General features: G+C 72.2%; 17 protein-coding genes. 12 read left to right on the top strand and 5 right to left on the bottom strand.

Annotated elements, in window-relative coordinates; genetic code table 11:
* Positions 1-56 precede the first annotated feature (56 nt).
* Positions 57-419 (top strand): RidA family protein, encoded by a 363-nt coding sequence (locus AOM04_RS02180; protein ID WP_062461580.1) that lies wholly within the window; start codon positions 57-59, stop codon positions 417-419.
* 16 nt (positions 420-435) lie between these two features.
* On the opposite strand, the gene AOM04_RS02175 is transcribed toward AOM04_RS02180, so the two are convergent.
* Together AOM04_RS02175 and AOM04_RS02170 are read right to left on the bottom strand one after the other, a co-directional pair.
* Entirely contained in the window at positions 436-1,041 is a 606-nt protein-coding gene (locus AOM04_RS02175) for a hypothetical protein (protein WP_062461570.1), read from the bottom strand.
* Positions 1,042-1,082: 41 nt separating this feature from the next.
* Positions 1,083-1,616 (bottom strand): CGNR zinc finger domain-containing protein, encoded by a 534-nt coding sequence (locus tag AOM04_RS02170; protein WP_062461567.1) that lies wholly within the window; start codon positions 1,614-1,616, stop codon positions 1,083-1,085.
* Positions 1,617-1,655: 39 nt separating this feature from the next.
* On the opposite strand from AOM04_RS02170, the gene AOM04_RS02165 reads away from it, so the two are divergent.
* Positions 1,656-2,681, top strand: coding sequence for an EamA family transporter (locus tag AOM04_RS02165; protein ID WP_062461563.1), 1,026 nt, complete (start codon positions 1,656-1,658; stop codon positions 2,679-2,681).
* A gap of 110 nt (positions 2,682-2,791) precedes the next feature.
* Here the strand turns inward: AOM04_RS02165 and AOM04_RS02160 are convergent, their stop codons facing one another.
* Positions 2,792-4,642 (bottom strand): phosphoenolpyruvate carboxykinase (GTP), encoded by a 1,851-nt coding sequence (locus AOM04_RS02160; protein WP_062461560.1) that lies wholly within the window; start codon positions 4,640-4,642, stop codon positions 2,792-2,794.
* Between the two features lie 132 nt (positions 4,643-4,774).
* On the opposite strand from AOM04_RS02160, the gene AOM04_RS02155 reads away from it, so the two are divergent.
* The 7 genes from AOM04_RS02155 to AOM04_RS02125 all read left to right on the top strand — a co-directional run bounded on the left by AOM04_RS02155 (position 4,775) and on the right by AOM04_RS02125 (position 13,619).
* Entirely contained in the window at positions 4,775-6,211 is a 1,437-nt protein-coding gene (locus AOM04_RS02155; protein ID WP_062461557.1) for a helix-turn-helix domain-containing protein, read from the top strand.
* A gap of 164 nt (positions 6,212-6,375) precedes the next feature.
* A complete protein-coding gene (typA, locus tag AOM04_RS02150; protein ID WP_062461554.1) occupies positions 6,376-8,277 on the top strand; it encodes a translational GTPase TypA in 1,902 nt (633 codons plus the stop codon).
* A 22-nt stretch (positions 8,278-8,299) separates the two neighbouring features.
* A complete protein-coding gene (locus tag AOM04_RS02145) occupies positions 8,300-8,656 on the top strand; it encodes a hypothetical protein (RefSeq protein ID WP_062461551.1) in 357 nt (118 codons plus the stop codon).
* Positions 8,653-10,725 (top strand): VanW family protein, encoded by a 2,073-nt coding sequence (locus tag AOM04_RS02140; protein ID WP_062461548.1) that lies wholly within the window; start codon positions 8,653-8,655, stop codon positions 10,723-10,725. The genes AOM04_RS02145 and AOM04_RS02140 overlap by 4 nt, the downstream gene beginning before the upstream one ends.
* A 108-nt stretch (positions 10,726-10,833) precedes the next feature.
* A complete protein-coding gene (gene fdxA, locus AOM04_RS02135) occupies positions 10,834-11,154 on the top strand; it encodes a ferredoxin (RefSeq protein WP_042215085.1) in 321 nt (106 codons plus the stop codon).
* A gap of 7 nt (positions 11,155-11,161) precedes the next feature.
* Positions 11,162-12,271, top strand: coding sequence for a succinyldiaminopimelate transaminase (gene dapC / locus AOM04_RS02130; protein ID WP_062461546.1), 1,110 nt, complete (start codon positions 11,162-11,164; stop codon positions 12,269-12,271).
* A gap of 52 nt (positions 12,272-12,323) precedes the next feature.
* A complete protein-coding gene (locus AOM04_RS02125; protein ID WP_062461543.1) occupies positions 12,324-13,619 on the top strand; it encodes a citrate synthase in 1,296 nt (431 codons plus the stop codon).
* Between the two features lie 61 nt (positions 13,620-13,680).
* On the opposite strand, the gene AOM04_RS02120 is transcribed toward AOM04_RS02125, so the two are convergent.
* Both AOM04_RS02120 and dapD read right to left on the bottom strand, forming a co-directional pair.
* Positions 13,681-14,547 carry a hypothetical protein gene (locus tag AOM04_RS02120; protein WP_062461539.1) on the bottom strand — a complete coding sequence of 289 codons (867 nt, stop codon included), beginning with the start codon at positions 14,545-14,547 and terminating at the stop codon, positions 13,681-13,683.
* 1 nt (position 14,548) lies between these two features.
* Entirely contained in the window at positions 14,549-15,496 is a 948-nt protein-coding gene (gene dapD / locus AOM04_RS02115) for a 2,3,4,5-tetrahydropyridine-2,6-dicarboxylate N-succinyltransferase (RefSeq protein ID WP_062461536.1), read from the bottom strand.
* A 30-nt stretch (positions 15,497-15,526) separates the two neighbouring features.
* Here dapD and dapE point away from each other — a divergent pair, with 30 nt between their 5' ends.
* From dapE to AOM04_RS14175, 3 genes are all read left to right on the top strand, one after another.
* On the top strand, positions 15,527-16,615 hold the full coding sequence (dapE, locus tag AOM04_RS02110) for a succinyl-diaminopimelate desuccinylase (RefSeq protein WP_062461533.1): 1,089 nt from the start codon (positions 15,527-15,529) through the stop codon (positions 16,613-16,615).
* A gap of 31 nt (positions 16,616-16,646) precedes the next feature.
* Positions 16,647-17,372 carry an LOG family protein gene (locus tag AOM04_RS02105; protein WP_062461530.1) on the top strand — a complete coding sequence of 242 codons (726 nt, stop codon included), beginning with the start codon at positions 16,647-16,649 and terminating at the stop codon, positions 17,370-17,372.
* Between the two features lie 132 nt (positions 17,373-17,504).
* Positions 17,505-17,672: a DUF3117 domain-containing protein gene (locus AOM04_RS14175; protein WP_082104291.1), complete on the top strand. Its 168-nt coding sequence runs from the start codon at positions 17,505-17,507 to the stop codon at positions 17,670-17,672.
* Positions 17,673-17,713 lie beyond the last annotated feature (41 nt).

The raw sequence follows: 17,713 nt of genomic DNA, 5'->3' as shown, positions 1-17,713 counted from the left end.
ATCGTCGCCCTTCCAGGGACGACGTTACCCCTGGTGCGTGACGGTAGTCTCGCGTCGTGAGCCGACAGCTGATCTCGTCCGGCGGCCCCTGGGAGGACCGCATCGCCTACTCGCGCGCCGTGGTGCAGGGGGACTGGGCGTTCGTGTCCGGCACCACCTCCACCGCGAGCGACGACGTCGCCGAGCAGGCCGACGCGGCCCTCGCCACCATCGCTGCGGCGCTCGAGGAGGGCGGCTTCGCGATGACCGACGTGGTGCGCGTGCGCTACCTGCTGCCCGACGCCGCCGACTTCGAGGACTGCTGGCCGGTGCTGCGCCGGTGGTTCGGCGATGTCCGGCCCGCGGCGACCATGCAGCAGTGCCCGCTGCTCGACCCCGCGATGCGGATCGAGATCGAGGCCACCGCCTACCGCGGCTGACGCGGGGCCGGGCCTCCTAGAAGAACCCGCCCCAGATCGCCAGCGCCGTACCGGCCGTCATCGCGCCGATACCGATCCAGTCGGGGCGTCGCACGACCGCGGGCGAGGCATCGCCGGCCGCGGGGGCAGCGTCGGGGTGGGCGGCGCGCCACGCGTCCAAGCGCGCGCGGACCATCGCGGCGGCGTCGCCCGACGGCGTGCCGATGCGGTCGCCCGCGCGCCCGACCATCGCGACGCCGGCGGCCGCGGACTCGGCCTCCTCCGGGCGTGCGGGCCGGCGGGCCGCCCTCGCCCCGGGGGCGGGGGCCGCGAAGGCGCCGACCTTCGTGCCGTCGTCGCCCACCGCCTCGAGGCTCCAGCGCGTATCGAGGCTCTCGAGGCGCGCGTAGGCGACCGATGCGGTCTGCGTGACGTTGTGGATCTCGACCGCGTCCTCGCCGGCCGCGACGTGCGGCCGCAGGAACGCCGCCCAGCCGAACAGCGCGACCGCCCCGCCCAGGCCGATGCCCCCGTGCGCGTGCGTGATCCCGACGCTGAGGATGTGGAGGACGGCGACCAGCGCGCCGATGCCGATGGCGATCCAGCCCCAGACCGTGGACGAGCGCGCGCGATACGTGTGCATGCCCTCATGCTCCCATGCGGGACGGGCGCGGACCTGGGAGATCAGTCCTCCGCCTGGCGCGCACGGAACGCCGCCTGGGCCGCGCGGTTGGTGCACGTCACGGTGCAGTACTTGCGGGAGCGGTTGCGGCTGAGGTCGAGCACGACCCCCTCGCAGTCCTCCATCGCGCACCGCGAGAAGCGCTGCATCTCCTGCTCGCGGACCACGTCGGTCATCGCCATCGCGGTCTCCACGAGGATGCGCTCGTGAAGCGGCCGGTCGTCCGAGGTGGCGTGGATGTGCCAGTCGCTCTCGCCGTGGCGCACCAGGCGGGGGACCGCGCGCTGCTCGGCGAGGATCGCGTTGATCTGGGGCACCGCATCGTCCCGGCTCGACAGGAACAGGCGGCGCAGGGGGGCGCGGATCGCGCGCACGGGCTCGAGGTCGCCGGGCTCGGGGTGGCGGCCGGTGTAGCCGAAGCGCTCGAAGAACTCGACGAGCTCCTCGAGCGTGGTGAGGGTGTCGGGCTCGAGCTCGGAGTTGGACAGGAAGACGCCCGACTCGAGCGCCTCGGCGGTGTCATGAGCGAACGTCATTTTGACACATTACCATTTCGGCATCTAGAGTCATGAGCCATGACCTCGTTGACTCATGACACGGCGCGCGCCTCGCGCCTCGGCGGCATCGGCTTCGCGCTGCTGTCAGCCACCGCGTTCGGCCTGTCCGGGTCGCTCGCCCGAGGTCTGCTCGACGCCGGCTGGACGGCGGGCGCCGCGACCCTCGCGCGCGTGCTGATCGCCGCGATCGTGCTCGCCGGACCCGCGATCGTGACGATGCGCGGCCGGTGGGCGCTCATGCGCCGCGCCGCGGGCACCATCGTGGCGTACGGCGTCTTCGCCGTCGCGGGCGCGCAGCTCTTCTACTTCCTCGCGGTCGGCACGCTCGACGTCGGCGTCGCGCTGCTCGTCGAGTACATGGCGCCCGTGATCGTGATCGGCTACCTGTGGATCGTCCAGGGCAGCAGGCCCGGCGTCCTCACGCTCGCGGGCGCGGGCCTCGCGCTCGCGGGCCTCGCGCTGCTGCTCGACCTGTTCGGGGGCTCCGTGTCGATCGACCTCGTCGGCGTGGGCTGGGCCCTGCTCGCGATGGTCGGCGCCGCGGTCTACTTCGTCATCTCCGCCGACACCTCCACCGGGCTGCCGCCCGTGGCGCTCGCGTGGGGCGGCCTGGTGCTCGCGACCGCGATGCTCGCGCTCGCGGGCGTGGCCGGCATCCTGCCGATGACGTTCACCGCGAACGAGGTCCACCTCCTGCCCTTCACCGTGCCCGCGTGGCTCGTGGTGCTCGCGCTCGGCGCGATCTCCGGTGCGGTGTCCTACGTCGCGGGCATCGCCGCGACCCGCCGCCTCGGCGCCCGCCTCGGCTCGTTCGTCGCCCTGTTCGAGGTCATCGCCGCCGCCGGCTTCGCGTGGCTGTTCATCGGGCAGGTCCCGGCGCCCATCCAGTTCGGCGGCGCGGCGCTCATCCTCGCGGGCGTGGTGCTCATCCGCCTGGGCGAGCCGGCGGAGCCCGCCGTCGCCCACGAGGTCGAGCCCGGGATGCCCCTCGCGGTCGACGAGCCCGTCGACGGCCCGCGCGAGCCGCTCCCGGCGGCCGCGTAGAGACGTCTCCGGCCTGGGATCGTTGACTCCCTCCTACTCTCCCGGGCCGGGACGCGACGAGGCCGGGCACGCCATGCGTGCCCGGCCTCCCGACCGTCGAGCCCCCGGGGCTACAGCGCGTCGATGTCCGCGCGCATCCGCGCCAGGCCCTCGCGGATGGCGCCCGGCACCTTGGCGCCGTAGGAGTCCAGGAAGGCCTGCGCATCGTCCGCCTCCGCGGTGAGCGCAGCCTTGTCCAGGCCGAACAGCTCGGCCCAGCGCGCATCGTCCACCCCGGCGGCGGCGTGGTCGATCTCGCCCTCCGCCGGCACGAGGCCGAACGGGTTCTCGACGCCCTCGACGCGGCCCTCGATCCGCTCGAGCATCCACGCCAGCGCGTGGATGTTCTCGCCGAAGCCCGGCCACAGGAAGCGGCCGTCGGCGCCCTTGCGGAACCAGTTGACCTGGAAGACGGCCGGGGCGCCGCCCGCGGCGTCGGCCTTGGCGCCCACGCGCAGCCAGTGCGCCCAGTGGTCGGCCATGTGCACGCCGCAGAAGGGCAGCATCGCGAACGGGTCGCGGCGCAGCTCGCCGACCGTGCCCTCCGCCGCCGCGGTGCGCTCCGACGCGAGCGTCGCGCCCATGAGCATGCCGTGCTCCCAGTCGCGCGCCTGCGACACGAGCGGCACGTTGGTCGCGCGGCGGCCGCCGAAGATGATCGCGTCGACGACGACGCCCCGCGGGTCGTCCCAGTCGTCCGAGATGGTCGGGCACTGTGCGGCCGCGACGGTGAAGCGCGAGTTCGGGTGCGCCGCCGGGGTGGACGATGCGGGGGTCCAGTCCTGGCCGAGCCAGTCGGTCAGGTGCGCGGGCGCCTCGTCCGTCATGCCCTCCCACCACACGTCGCCGTCATCGGTGCGGGCGACGTTGGTGAAGATGACGTCGTGCTCGAGCGTGTCCATCGCGACGGGGTTGGTGCCGCGGCCCGTGCCCGGGGCGACGCCGAAGAAGCCGGCCTCGGGGTTGATCGCGCGGAGGCGGCCGTCGGGGCCGGGTGCCAGCCAGGCGATGTCGTCGCCGAGCGTCTCGACGGTCCAGCCGGGAAGCGTGGGCTGCAGCATGGCGAAGTTCGTCTTGCCGCACGCGCTCGGGAACGCGGCGGCGACGTGGAAGGCGCGGCCGCGGGGGTTCGTCACCTTGAGCAGCAGCATGTGCGCCGCGAGCCAGCCCTCATCCTGACCGATCGCGCTCGCGATCCGCAGCGCGAACGCCTTCTTCGCGAGGATCGCGTTGCCGCCGTACGCGGAGCCGTACGACCACACCTCGCGGCTCTCCGGGAAGTGCGAGATGTACTTGATGCTGTTGCACGGCCACGGGACGTCGGCCTCGCCTGGCGCGAGCGGCGCGCCGACGGTGTGCGCGCAGCGCACCCACTCGGTGTCGGAGTCGATGCGGGCGAGCGCGTCCGCGCCCATGCGGGTCATGGTGCCCATGCTCACCACCACGTAGGGGGAGTCCGTCACCTGCACGCCGTAGCGGGTGAGCGGGCCTCCGATGGGGCCCATCGCGAACGGTACGACGTACATCGTGCGGCCGCGCATCGCGCCGCGGAACAGGCCGTGCATCGTCTCCCGCATCTGCGACGGCGGCACCCAGTTGTTCGTGGGGCCGGCGTCCTCCTCACGGGCCGAGCAGATGAAGGTGCGGGACTCGACGCGGGCGACGTCGTCGGGGTGCGAGCGCGCGAGGTAGCTGCCGGGACGCACCTCCGGGTCGAGCGCCTCGAGCGTGCCGGCGTCCACCATCTCGCGGATGAGGCGCGCACGCTCGGGCTGCGAGCCGTCGCACCACACCACCTCCTCGGGCGTCGCGTGGAGGGCGAGGCGCTCGACCCAGGCGACGATGCTCGGGTCGGCCCCATCCGGGTGCGCGTCCTCGATGGACGCGTGCGTCGTGCGCAGCGGCTGCTCGATGATCGCCATGATCGCTCCCTTGCCAGGTTGTCCGGCGGCCAGGTGAAGGATCCGCCTGTTCTCGACGCTAGGGGCCCTCTGCGGGGTCTTGGGGTCGATTCGGCCGCGAAATTCTGCGTTTCTTTCGCTAACGTGAAATCCATGCCGGATCTTTCGACGCTCGGGCGCCGGGTGCGCCACTTCCGCACCGAGGCGGGCCTCACCCTCGAGCAGCTGGGCCGCGACGTCGACGTCGCCCCCAGCCAGCTCTCGCTCATCGAGAACGGCCGGCGCGAGCCGCGCGTGACCCTGCTGTCCGCGCTCGCGGACCGGCTGGGCGTCTCCGTCGCCGACCTGCTGGACGCGACACCGCCCAACCCCCGCGCCGCGCTCGAGCTCGAGCTCGAGCGCGCCCAGGCCGGCGCCGCCTACCGCGAGCTCGGGCTGCCGGAGCTGCGGCCCACGCGCGGCATGCCCGACGACGTGCTCGCCACGCTCGTGGGCCTGCACCGCGAGCTCGACCGGCGCGCGCGGCTCGCGATCGCGACGCCCGAGGAGGCGCGCCGCGCCAACACGCGACAGCGCCTGCGCATGGAGGCGATCGACAACCATGTGCCCGGGATCGAGGCGCTCGCGAGCGAGGACGTCGCCGCCGTCGGCCACGGGGGCGGCGCGCTCACGCACCGCACGGTGAGCCTCATGGCGGAGCGGCTGGGCCTCGAGATCGTCCACGCGGACGACCTGCCGCACTCGGCGCGCTGCGTGCTCGACCTCGAGAACGGGCGCATCTACATCCCGCCCGCCTCGATCCCCGGCGGCCACGGCCTGCGCTCGCTCGCGCTGCAGGCGATGGCGCACATGCGCCTCGGTCACGGCGAGCCCCGCGACTACGCCGACTTCCTGCGCCAGCGCCAGGACGCCAGCTACTACGCGGCGGCCTGCCTCATGCCCGAGGGGCCCTCGGTCGCGTTCCTCGAGCGCGCCAAGCGCGAGCGGGACATCGCGATCGAGGACTTCCGCGACGCGTTCGGCGTCACCCACGAGGCCGCCGCGCTGCGCTTCACCAACCTCGCGACCGTGCACCTGGGCATCCGGACGCACTTCCTGCGCGCCGGGGGCGACGGCGCCGTGGTGCGCGCCTACGAGAACGACGGCCTCCCGCTGCCCGTCGACGTCACCGGCTCGACCGAGGGGCAGATCGTGTGCCGCCACTGGAGCGCCCGGCGCGCGTTCGCGCGCTCGACACGCACCACCGAGTACTTCCAGTACACCGACACGCCCGCGGGCACCTTCTTCGAGGCCACGCAGACCGGCACCACGGAGGCGGAGGACTTCTCCATCACGCTCGGCGTCCCGTTCGACGAGTCGAAGTGGTTCCGCGGGCGCGAGACGCAGAACCGCGCGGTCTCGCGGTGCCCCGACCTCAGCTGCTGCCGCCGCCCGGACGCCGACGTCGCGCGCCGCTGGTCGGGCCGCGCATGGGCGAGCGCCCGCGTGCACGCGCACATCTTCTCCCCGCTGCCGCGGGGCACCTACCCCGGCATCGACGACCGCGAGCTGTACGCCTTCCTCGAGGCCCACGGGGACGATTCCCAATGACAGTTGTGGCCGGTGCGGCTCGTGGGGATCGTGAGACGGCCGCATCGTCCACGCGAAAGTCACATGCGTCACATCTGTCATTGGGAACCTTCCCGCGCACGCGTACAATGGATCGGCGGTCCATGTCGGACCGAAGACTCCCTCACACGAAACGAGATCCCCGCATGCCTCTGCGCTCCGACCTGCGCAACGTCGCGATCGTCGCCCACGTCGACCACGGCAAGACCACCCTGGTGGACGCCATGCTCGTCCAGGGCGGCGCCTACGGCGACCACGCCCACGTCGAGGACCGCGCGATGGACTCGGGCGACCTCGAGCGTGAGAAGGGCATCACGATCCTCGCGAAGAACACCGCGATCCGGTACACCGGCGAGGCCGCCGGCCCCGAGGGCGTGACGATCAACGTCATCGACACCCCGGGCCACGCGGACTTCGGCGGCGAGGTCGAGCGCGGCCTGTCCATGGTCGACGGCGTCGTGCTGCTCGTCGACGCGTCGGAGGGCCCGCTGCCCCAGACCCGCTTCGTCATGCGCAAGGCCCTCGCCGCGCACCTGCCGGTCATCATCGTCGTCAACAAGGTCGACCGCCCCGACTCGCGCATCTCCGAGGTGGTCGACGAGACCCACGACCTGCTGCTCGGCCTCGCGTCCGACCTCCACGACGAGGTCCCGGACCTCGACGTCGACGCCCTCCTCGAGGTGCCCGTCATCTACGCCTCGGCCAAGGCCGGCATCGCCTCGCTCGAGCAGCCGGGCGACGGCTCGCTGCCCGCGGGCGACAACCTCGAGCCCCTGTTCCAGGTCATCATGGAGCGCATCCCCGCCCCGTCGTACGACGAGGACGCCCCGCTCCAGGCGCACGTCACCAACCTCGACGCGTCGCCGTTCCTCGGCCGCCTCGCGCTGCTGCGCGTCTTCAACGGCGAGATCCGCAAGGGCCAGCAGGTCGCGTGGGCCCGCAAGGACGGCTCCATCAAGCAGGTGAAGATCACCGAGCTGCTCGAGACCAAGGGCCTCGAGCGCGTGCCCGCCGAGTCCGCCAAGGCGGGCGACATCGTCGCCGTCGCCGGTATCGAGGACATCACCATCGGCGAGACCCTCACCGACCTCGAGGACCCGCGCCCGCTGCCGCTCATCACGGTCGACGACCCGGCCATCTCGATGACCATCGGCATCAACACGTCCCCGCTGTCCGGCCGCGTCAAGGGCGCCAAGGTCACCGCGCGCCAGGTCAAGGACCGCCTCGAGAAGGAGCTCATCGGCAACGTGTCGATCAAGGTGCTCCCGACCGAGCGTCCCGACGCGTGGGAGGTCCAGGGCCGCGGCGAGCTCGCGCTCGCGATCCTCGTCGAGCAGATGCGCCGCGAGGGCTACGAGCTCACCGTCGGCAAGCCGCAGGTCGTCACCAAGGAGATCGACGGCAAGCTGCACGAGCCGATGGAGCACATGACCATCGACGTGCCCGAGGAGCACCTCGGCGCCGTCACCCAGCTCCTCGCGTCCCGCAAGGGCCGCATGGAGTCCATGTCGAACCACGGCACCGGCTGGGTCCGCATGGAGTTCATCGTCCCGGCGCGCGGCCTCATCGGCTTCCGCTCGACGTTCCTCACCGACACGCGCGGCACCGGCATCGCGTCCTCCATCGCGCACGGCTACGAGCCGTGGACCGGCCTGATCGAGTACCGCACCAACGGCTCGCTCGTCGCGGACCGCGCCGGCGCCGTCACCTCCAACGCCCTCATGGCGCTGCAGGACCGCGGCACCTTCTTCGTGGGCCCCACCGAGGAGACCTACGAGGGCATGGTCGTCGGCGAGAACGCTCGCAACGAGGACATGGACGTCAACATCACCAAGGAGAAGAAGCTCAACAACATCCGCTCGTCCACGGCGGAGGAGCTGGAGCGCCTGGCCCCGCCGCGCCGCCTCACGCTCGAGGAGTCCCTCGAGTTCGCGCGCGAGGACGAGTGCGTCGAGGTGACCCCCGAGAAGGTGCGCATCCGCAAGGTGATCCTCGATCAGACGGAGAGGGCTCGCGCGGCGTCGCGCGCCAAGCGCCAGAACGCCTGACGCCGCACCTACCATGTCTGGCATGGCACGCATCGTCTGGTCCCACCTGGTGATCGCCCTCATCGGCGCGATCGTGGCGCTCGTAGGCGCGGGCTCGCACCGCGCCTACGGCTGGGTGGGCCTGACGGCGTCCCTGCTGCTGGTGGCCTCCGCGAGCGTCTTCGCGCGGGCCTGGAGCGGGTTCTCCGGGCTCGGCGTGATGGGCGCCGCGTGGGTCGTCATGACGATGGTGCTCGCGCAGACCGGGCCCGGCGGGTCCGTCCTCATCGCCGGCGACCGCCTGGGCCTCACGTGGGTCTACGGCGGCGCCGCGGTGATCGCGATCGTCGCGGTGGTGCCGCGCCGCCTGCTCGTGGGCGCGAAGGTGGCGGCCTCGTGACGGACCGCCGGGACGATGCGCAGGACGGGTTCGACGCCGAGGACTACGACGAGGCGCAGGCCGAGATCGACGCGGACCTCGACCGCGACGACACGGTGGACGATGCGCCGGTTGCCGAGGGCGACGAGCCCGACGGGGACGATGCGCCGGTCGCCGAGGGCGACGAGCCCGACGAGGAGCGCGTCCCATCCTTCCTCGCGGAGCCGCCGGCCGAGCCCGAGCCGGGCGCCGCATCGTCCGCCGACGCCCCGGCCGACGATGCGCCCGCCGGCGACGACGAGCCGACGGCCGTCCTGCCCGTCGTGACCGAGCCGATCGCGGAGCCGCAGCCCGACCCCACCCCCGCCGCGGCCGCGACGGCGCCGACCCCCGTCGAGGAGGAGCCCGTGCCCGAGGAGCCGCGCCGCAAGGTCCGTTGGGGCCGGTGGGTGTTCGCCGCCATCGTGGTGCTGCTCGTGGTCGGCTACGGCGCGGCCGCCGTCTACGCGTCGGGTCGCATCCCGGCCGGCACCACCGTCGAGGGCGTCGACATCGGCGGCATGACGCGCGACGAGGCGGTCACCGCGCTCAAGCCGACCGTCCGCGAGATCAACACCACCCCCATCACGCTCACGGCGGGGGACAAGACGGCGACCATCCAGCCGACCGACTCCGGCCTCGCCGCCGGCGCGGGCGCGACGGTCGACCAGCTGCTGCGCTTCAGCCTGGCGCCCTACGACGTGCTCCGCGCGTTCACGGGTCGCGGCGAGACCGTCGAGCTCGTCACGGTGGTCGACTCCGACGCCCTCGTCAAGGCGATCGACGGCACGCGCGACCAGCTCGAGGTCGACGGCCAGGACGCCTCCGTCCAGATCTCCGACACCGGCGCCAGCGCGACCCCCGCGGTGGATGGACAGGCCCTCGACGCCCAGGCGACCGCCGACGGGCTCGGCCCCGCGTGGCCCGTCGACACCTACGCCGCCGTCATGGACGCGAAGCCCGCGACCGTCACCACGGAGGACGCCGACGCGTTCGTGAAGGAGCTCAACTCGCAGACGCTGGCCGCCGACGTGCACCTCACGGGCCCGAACGGCGACGTCACCGTCACGTCCGAGCAGCTCGTGCGCTACTCGTCCGTCGAGGACAAGGACGGCACCCTCACGCTGGTGGTCGACGGCAAGGGCCTCGCCGCGGAGCTCCAGTCGAACGACCCTGGCCTCGTGAGCGACCCGTCGCCCGCATCGTTCCGCTTCGACGCGTCCCACCAGATCCACGTCACCAAGTCGACCACCGGCAAGGAGATCGCCGGCGGCAAGCTGGGAGCCGCGGTGGTCACCGCGGCCGAGAGCCCCGGGCGCACGGGCGAGCTGCCGTACAAGGAGACGGACGCCGACGTCACGAGCGACGACCTCGGGGTCGACGACTTCAAGACGATCGTCTCGTCCTTCGACACGCCCCTCACGCCCGAGCCCATCCGCACGCAGAACCTCGTCGTGGGCGCCCGTCACGTCACCGGATCCGTGGTGAAGCCGGGCGAGACCTTCTCGCTCATCGACGCGCTCAGCCCCATCACCGAGGCGGGCGGCTACCAGCCGGCGCACATCATCGAGAACGGGCACCTCATCAACGGCATCGGCGGTGGCCTGTCCCAGATGGCCACCACGACCTACAACGCGGCCTACTTCGCGGGCCTCGAGGACGTCGAGCACCGCCCCCACACCAAGTGGTTCACCCGCTATCCCGCGGGCCGCGAGGCGACCATCTACGTCGGTTCGCTCGACATGCGCTTCAAGAACAACACGCCCTACGCGCTCGTGCTCAACTCGTACGTCGAGAACAACAGCCTCCACGTCGACGTCTGGTCCACCAAGTACTTCACGGTCAAGACCTACGCCTCCGACAAGACCAACGTCGTGCAGGCGAAGATGACGGAGTCGGACCGCGAGGGCTGCATCGCCACGCCCGTCGGCAACCCCGGCTTCACGATCACGAACACGCGCGAGGTCTACCTCAAGGGCAAGCAGGTCGACAAGTCGTCCTACACGTGGACGTACGTGCCCGACGACGGCGTCACCTGCACGGCCCCCTAGCGGGGACGATGCGCGTCTCGCGGGCCCCCGGAGGGGGCTGGCGGGAGCGCCCGGGGCCGGCGGTATGATGAGCGCGACCCCCGCAGATGAATGGTTGAAGGAGGCGCCGTGACCTACGTCATCGCCCTGCCCTGTGTCGACGTCAAGGACAAGGCGTGCATCGACGAGTGTCCGGTCGACTGCATCTACGAGGGCGAGCGCATGCTCTACATCCACCCCGACGAGTGCGTCGACTGCGGTGCGTGCGAGCCGGTGTGCCCCGTGGAGGCCATCTACTACGAGGACGACGTCCCGGACAAGTGGGCCGAGTACTACAACGCCAACGTCGAGTTCTTCTCGGAGATCGGCTCGCCCGGCGGCGCCGCGAAGATGGGTCTGATCGAGCACGACCACGACCTCATCAAGTCGCTGGCGCCCCAGAACGGCTGACGGGCGCATGGGGCTCAGCCCTCGCGCGCTTCCCGACTTCCCCTGGGACTCCCTCGCGCCGTACCGCGCGCGCGCCGCGGCGCACCCCGACGGGCTGGTCGACCTCTCGGTCGGCACGCCCGTCGACCCCACACCCACGGTGATCCGCGAGGCGCTGGCGGCCGCATCGGACGCGCACGGGTACCCCACGACGCACGGCACCGCCGACCTTCGCGAGGCGGTCGCGGGGTGGTTCGCGCGCCGGCGCGGCGCCCCGGGCGTCGACCCGATGGCCGTGCTGCCGACCGTCGGCTCGAAGGAGCTCGTCGCGACGCTGCCCGCCTACCTGGGGCTCGGGGAGGGCGACGTGGTCGTCCACCCGCGCGCCGCGTACCCCACGTACGACGTGGGTGCGCGCCTCGCGGGCGCGACGCCGCTCGCGACGGACGACGTCGACGACTGGCGCGGCAACCCCGCCGTCAGGCTCGTGTGGGTGAACTCGCCGTCGAACCCGACGGGCGCCGTCGCCCCCGCGGAGCACCTGGCCGAGGTGGTCGCGGCCGCCCGCGAGATCGGCGCGCTCGTCGCGTCCGACGAGTGCTACGCCGAGCTGGCGTGGACGGACGTCCCCGTGCCGTCGATCCTCGACCCGCGCGTGTGCGGCGGCAGCCACGACGGCGTCCTCGCCGTCTACTCGATGTCCAAGCAGTCCAACCTCGCGGGCTACCGCGCCGCGTTCGTCGCGGGCGACCCCGCCGTGGTGGCCGGGCTGCTCGAGGTGCGCAAGCACGCCGGGCTCATCGTGCCGGCCCCGGTGCAGGCCGCGATGGCGGTCGCGCTGCGGGACGATGCGCACGTCGCCGAGCAGAAGGAGCGGTACCGCGCGCGCCGCGCCATGCTGCTGCCCGCCGTCGAGGCGGCCGGGTTCCGTGTCGAGCGGTCCGAGGCCGGCCTGTACCTGTGGGCCACGCGCGACGAGGACTGCTGGGACACGCTGTCCTACCTGGCAGACCGGGGCATACTGGCGGCCCCGGGGGCGTTCTACGGCGAGGCGGCACGCCGTCACGTGCGGATCGCCCTCACCGCAAGCGATGCGGGAGTGTCTTCTGCATCTAGTAGGCTCGCAAAACGCGAGTAAACCCGCGCCCAAGCAATTCGGGGGCGGTGGCATGGGTTTCGAAGGGGAGAACATGGCGCAAGTGGCAGACGCAAGGCTGACGGTTGACGGGAATACCAGGGAGCTTCCTCTGGAGCGCGCCACCATCGGCAACGACGGCATGTCCGTCGCCACGCTCATGCGCGACACGGGGCTCGTGACCGTCGACCCGGGCTTCATGAACACCGCCTCGTGCGAGAGCTCGATCACCTACATCGACGGCGACAAGGGCATCCTGCGCTACCGCGGCTACCCGATCGAGCAGCTCGCCGAGAAGTCGACGTTCCTCGAGGTCGCGTACCTGCTCATCCACGGCGACCTGCCCACGCAGGACCAGCTCACCGCTCTCAACAACCGCGTCGCCCGCCACATGCATGTGCACGAGGGCATCAAGTCGTTCCTCGGCGCGTTCCCGCGCGACGCCCACCCCATGGCGGTGCTGTCCGGCGCCATCAGCGCGCTGTCGACCTTCTACCCCGAGTCGGTGGGCCGCTCGCACGAGGAGATCGAGCTCGCCACGGTGCTCCTCCTCGCCAAGACCGCGACCGTCATCTCCTACCTCCAGCGCCGCGCGAGCGGCGGCGAGCTCATCGAGCCGCGCCGCGAGGGCCACTACGTCGACGAGTTCCTGCGCATCGCGTTCGCGCCGGCGTCGGGCGACATCGACATCGACCCGGCCGTGCGCCGCGCGGTCGACCTGCTCCTCATCCTCCACGCCGACCACGAGCAGAACTGCTCGACCTCCACGGTCCGCATCGTCGGCTCCTCGCACGCGAACATCTACGCGTCGGTCGCGGCCGGCGTGGGCGCGCTGTCCGGCCCGCTGCATGGCGGCGCCAACGAGGCCGCCCTGCGCATGTTCGACCAGATCAAGGAGTCGGGCGACACCATCGAGCAGTTCGTCGCCAAGGTCAAGGACAAGGCCGAGGGCGCCCGCCTCATGGGCTTCGGCCACCGCGTCTACAAGTCGTACGACCCGCGCGGCGCCGTCGTGAAGAAGGTCGCCGACCAGCTCCTCACGCAGCTCGGCGGCAACGACGAGACCTTCGAGATGGCCAAGCGCCTCGAGGAGATCGCCCTCTCGGACGAGTACTTCATCGAGCGCAAGCTCTACCCGAACGTCGACTTCTACACGGGGCTCCTGTACTCGGCGATGGGCTTCCCCACGCAGATGTTCACGCCCCTGTTCGCGCTCGGGCGCATGCCCGGCTGGATCGCGCACTACCGCGAGATGCTCGCCGACCCGCGCACCAAGATCGGCCGCCCGCGCCAGATCTACACGGGCGAGATCGAGCGCGACTACGTGGCGCTGGAGCTCCGCGAGTCCTGACGAGCGACTCCCAATGACAGATGTGACGGATGTGACGCGCGCGTCACATCCGTCACATCTGTCATTGGGAACCGGGCCGGAGCCTCACCGCCACGCCCATCACGACGCCCGGCGCGTCCACCGGGGCGGCCCCCACGCCGCGACGCCACCCGGCGGTGCCGTCGGCGACCTCCTCGACGGACTCGGAGCCGGCGACGGCGACGGCCCACGCGGCGAACGCGTCGCGCTGGGCCGCGTCGCCGGACCGCGGCACCACGTCGATCCACAGGTCGCCTGAGGGGCTCGCCAGGCGTCGCACCGCGTAGACGTCCGGGCCGAAGTCGGCCTCGATCCGGCCCGCGAAGTCGCGCACCGTGGTGCCTGCGCCGGCCGCGACGTCGCAGTCGACCGCCATCGCGCCGGAGTAGCCGCGCAGCGCCGACGCCCACAGCCGGGCGCCCGTCTCGTGCTGCGCGTACGCGTCCGGGAACGCGGACCGCTGGACGCGCTGCGCGGCGACCGTCACGGCCATGTCCTGCCAGCCGTCGACCCTCGCCAACGCGGTGAAGAACCGGTCGGCGGAGTAGTACGGGTCCATGATCTGCTCGACGGTGCCCCAGCCCTGCGACGGGCGCTGCTGGAACAGCCCGATCGAGTCGCGGTCCCCGTAGTCGATGTTGACCAGGCGCGACTCCTGGAGCGCGGTCGCGATGCCGATGGTCGCACCCCTCGCCGGCAGGCCCAGGCGCTGCGAGGCCGCCGCGATGAGCGCGGCGTTCTGCGCCTGCTCCGCCGTGAGGGTGGAGGTGGAACCGTCGAGGCTCGCCGTGCATCGTCCCGAGGCCGCGGCGGAGGAGTGCCGCTCGCTGTACAGGTAGGACCCGTACACGGCGGCGCCGCCCGCGACCGCCAGCACCGCGATCGCGGCGAGCGACCGCCGCGCGCTCACGTCAGTTGGCGTGGAGCGCGGAGTTGAGCTCGATGCCCTTGCCCTCGCGCGCGACCGCCTCGATGGTGCCGGTCACGGAGTTGCGCCAGAACATGATGCCGTCCTGGCCCGACAGCTCGCGCGCCTTCACGACCACCGGGTTGCCGTCCTCGTCGGTGCGGCCCTTGAGGGTGACCTTGGTGCCCGCGGTGATGTAGAGGCCGGCCTCGACCACGCAGTCCTCGCCGAGCGCGATGCCGACGCCCGCGTTGGCGCCCAGCAGCGAGCGCGCGCCGATCGACACGACCTCCTTGCCGCCGCCCGACAGGGTGCCCATGATGGACGCGCCGCCGCCGATGTCCGCGCCGTCGTGCACCACGACGCCCGCGGAGATGCGACCCTCGACCATCGAGTGGCCGAGCGTGCCGGCGTTGAAGTTGACGAAGCCCTCGTGCATGACGGTGGTGCCCTCGGCCAGGTGCGCGCCCAGGCGCACGCGGTCGGCGTCCGCGATGCGCACGCCGGTGGGGACCACGTAGTCGACCATGCGCGGGAAGCGGTCGATGCCGTAGACGGTCAGCTGGCGCCCGAACGCGCGGTAGCGCAGGCGGACCTGCTCGAAGCCCTCGATCGCGCACGGTCCGTCCGACGTCCACACCGCGTTGGTGAGCGCGCCGAAGATGCCGTCGAGGTTGACGCCGTGCGGGGGGACGATGCGGTGGCTGAGCAGGTGCAGCCGCAGGTAGGCGTCCTCGACGGAGGCGGGCGCCTCGTCCAGGTCGATCACCGTCTTGACCACGCGGATCCGCACGTCGCGCAGGTCGTCGGTGCGCTCGGCCGCCTTGAGCTGGGGCGATGCGTCGTCGCGCGCCTTGGGCTCGCCGAGCGCGGGGGAGGGATACCAGGTGTCCAGCACCGTCCCGGTGTTGTCGAGGGTCGCGAGGCCGAATCCGAAGGCGGGTCGAGTCATGGGTCAAGGGTACGTGGCTAGGCTGACACCATGACTCACCTGGACCTGACCGCGCCCGTGGAGGATCTGGCGAAGGCCCTGGTCGACATCCCCTCCGTGTCCGGCAACGAGGACCGCATCGCGGATGCGGTCGAGGCGGCGCTGGCCCCGTACGCGCACCTCGAGGTGATCCGCCTGGGCAACGCGATCGTCGCCCGCACGCACCTCGGCCGCGCCGAGCGCGTGGTCATCGCGGGCCACCTCGACACGGTGCCCATCAAGGGCAACGTGCCTGGATGGTGGGAGGACGATGCGCTGGTGGGCCGCGGTTCGGTCGACATGAAGGCCGGGGTCGCCGTCCAGCTCTCGCTCGCGGCCGCGCTCACCGCGCCGACGCGCGACGTCACCTGGGTGTTCTACGACCAGGAGGAGGTCGAGGCGGTGCGCAACGGCCTCGGCCGGATCGCGCGCGAGCGACCCGACCTCCTCGAGGCCGACTTCGCGGTGCTGTGCGAGCCCACCTCCGGGGTGATCGAGGGCGGCTGCAACGGCACGCTGCGCGCCGAGATCCGCACCGGCGGGGTCGCCGCGCACAGCGCCCGCGCGTGGAAGGGCGTCAACGCGATCCATGGCGCCGCCCCGCTGCTGGCCGCGCTCGCCGCCCACGCGCCCGAGAGTCACGAGGTGGACGGCCTGACGTACCGCGAGGGACTCAACGCCGTCCTCGTCCGCGGCGGCGTCGCCACCAACGTCATCCCCGACGAGTGCGTCGTCACCGTGAACTACCGCTTCTCGCCCCGCTGGAGCCTCGAGGAGGCGCAGGACCGGCTCAAGGCGTTCGTCGCGTCCGCCGGCCTCGCGGACTGGGGCATGGAGTTCACCGACCTGTCGGGCGCCGCCCGGCCGGGCCTCGACGCCCCGCTCGCCGCATCGTTCGCCGCGTCCGTCGCCGCGACCGGCGTGGACGCGCCGCGCGCGAAGCAGGGCTGGACCGATGTCGCGCGGTTCGGCGAGCTCGGCATCCCCGCCGTCAACTACGGGCCGGGCGACCCCGAGCTCGCGCACGCCGACGACGAGCGCTGCCCTGTCGCCGACATCCGGAACTGCCGCGCCGGCCTGGAGGCCTGGCTCACCGCCTGAGCACCACCCGCACCACCCGAGGAGGACCGCCGTGAAGGAGTACCGCAAGGGGCCCGTGCTGCTGCGCGGGCGCAACGTCCCCACCACGTCGACGTCCGAGCGGCTCCTCGACGAGGCCCCGCACGCCGACTGGGTCCACGGCGACCCGTGGCGCGTCCTGCGCATCCAGTCCGAGTTCGTGGAGGGCTTCGGCGCCCTCGCGGAGCTCGGCCCCGCGATCACCGTCTACGGCTCGGCCCGCACCGCGCCCGGCACGCCCGAGTACGAGCAGGGAGTCGACGTCGGACGGATGCTCGTCGAGGCGGGCTACGCGGTCATCACCGGAGGCGGCCCGGGCCTCATGGAGGCCGCCAACAAGGGCGCCGCGGAGGCGGGCGGGGTGTCGGTGGGCCTCGGCATCGAGCTGCCCATGGAGCAGGGGATGAACGAGCACGTCAACCTCGGCATCCACTTCCGCTACTTCTTCGTGCGCAAGACCATGTTCGTGAAGTACGCGCAGGGCTTCATCGCGCTGCCCGGCGGGTTCGGCACGCTCGACGAGCTGTTCGAGTGCCTCACGCTGGTCCAGACCCGCACCGTGCGCCGGTTCCCGATCGTGCTCCTGGGCCGCGAGTACTGGGGGCCCCTGGTGGGGTGGCTGCGGCACACGCTCGCGGCCGAGGGCAAGATCGCTCACCACGACATGGACCTGCTGCACGTCACCGACGACCCGGAGGAGGCGGTGCGGCTCGCGACCGCGCGCCACCACGAGGGCTGACGTCTCCGGCCGGTCCGCCGCGCCACGCCTCGGAGCAGGAGGGATTTGGGAACGCTCCCGCGCTCGCAGTAGAATCGGGTGCAGCGTCGCGTCGGGCGACGCGCTATCCATCCACTCGAGGAGAACGACACGATGGCTGCAATGAAGCCCCGCACCGGTGACGGCCCCATGGAGGTCGTGAAGGAGGGTCGCAGCTACGTGATGCGGGTCCCGCTCGAGGGCGGCGGCCGCCTCGTGGTCGAGATCTCCGCCGACGAGGTCAAGGAGCTCGGCGACGCGCTCCACAACGCGCTCCAGTAGGCGCCGCCTCACCCACGCCTCGGCCGCCGTCCCTCTCGGGG

The organism is Demequina soli, assembly GCF_000971195.1.
Taxonomy (GTDB): Bacteria; Actinomycetota; Actinomycetes; order Actinomycetales; family Demequinaceae; genus Demequina; species Demequina soli.
This window is presented reverse-complemented; position numbering and strand designations above follow the sequence as displayed.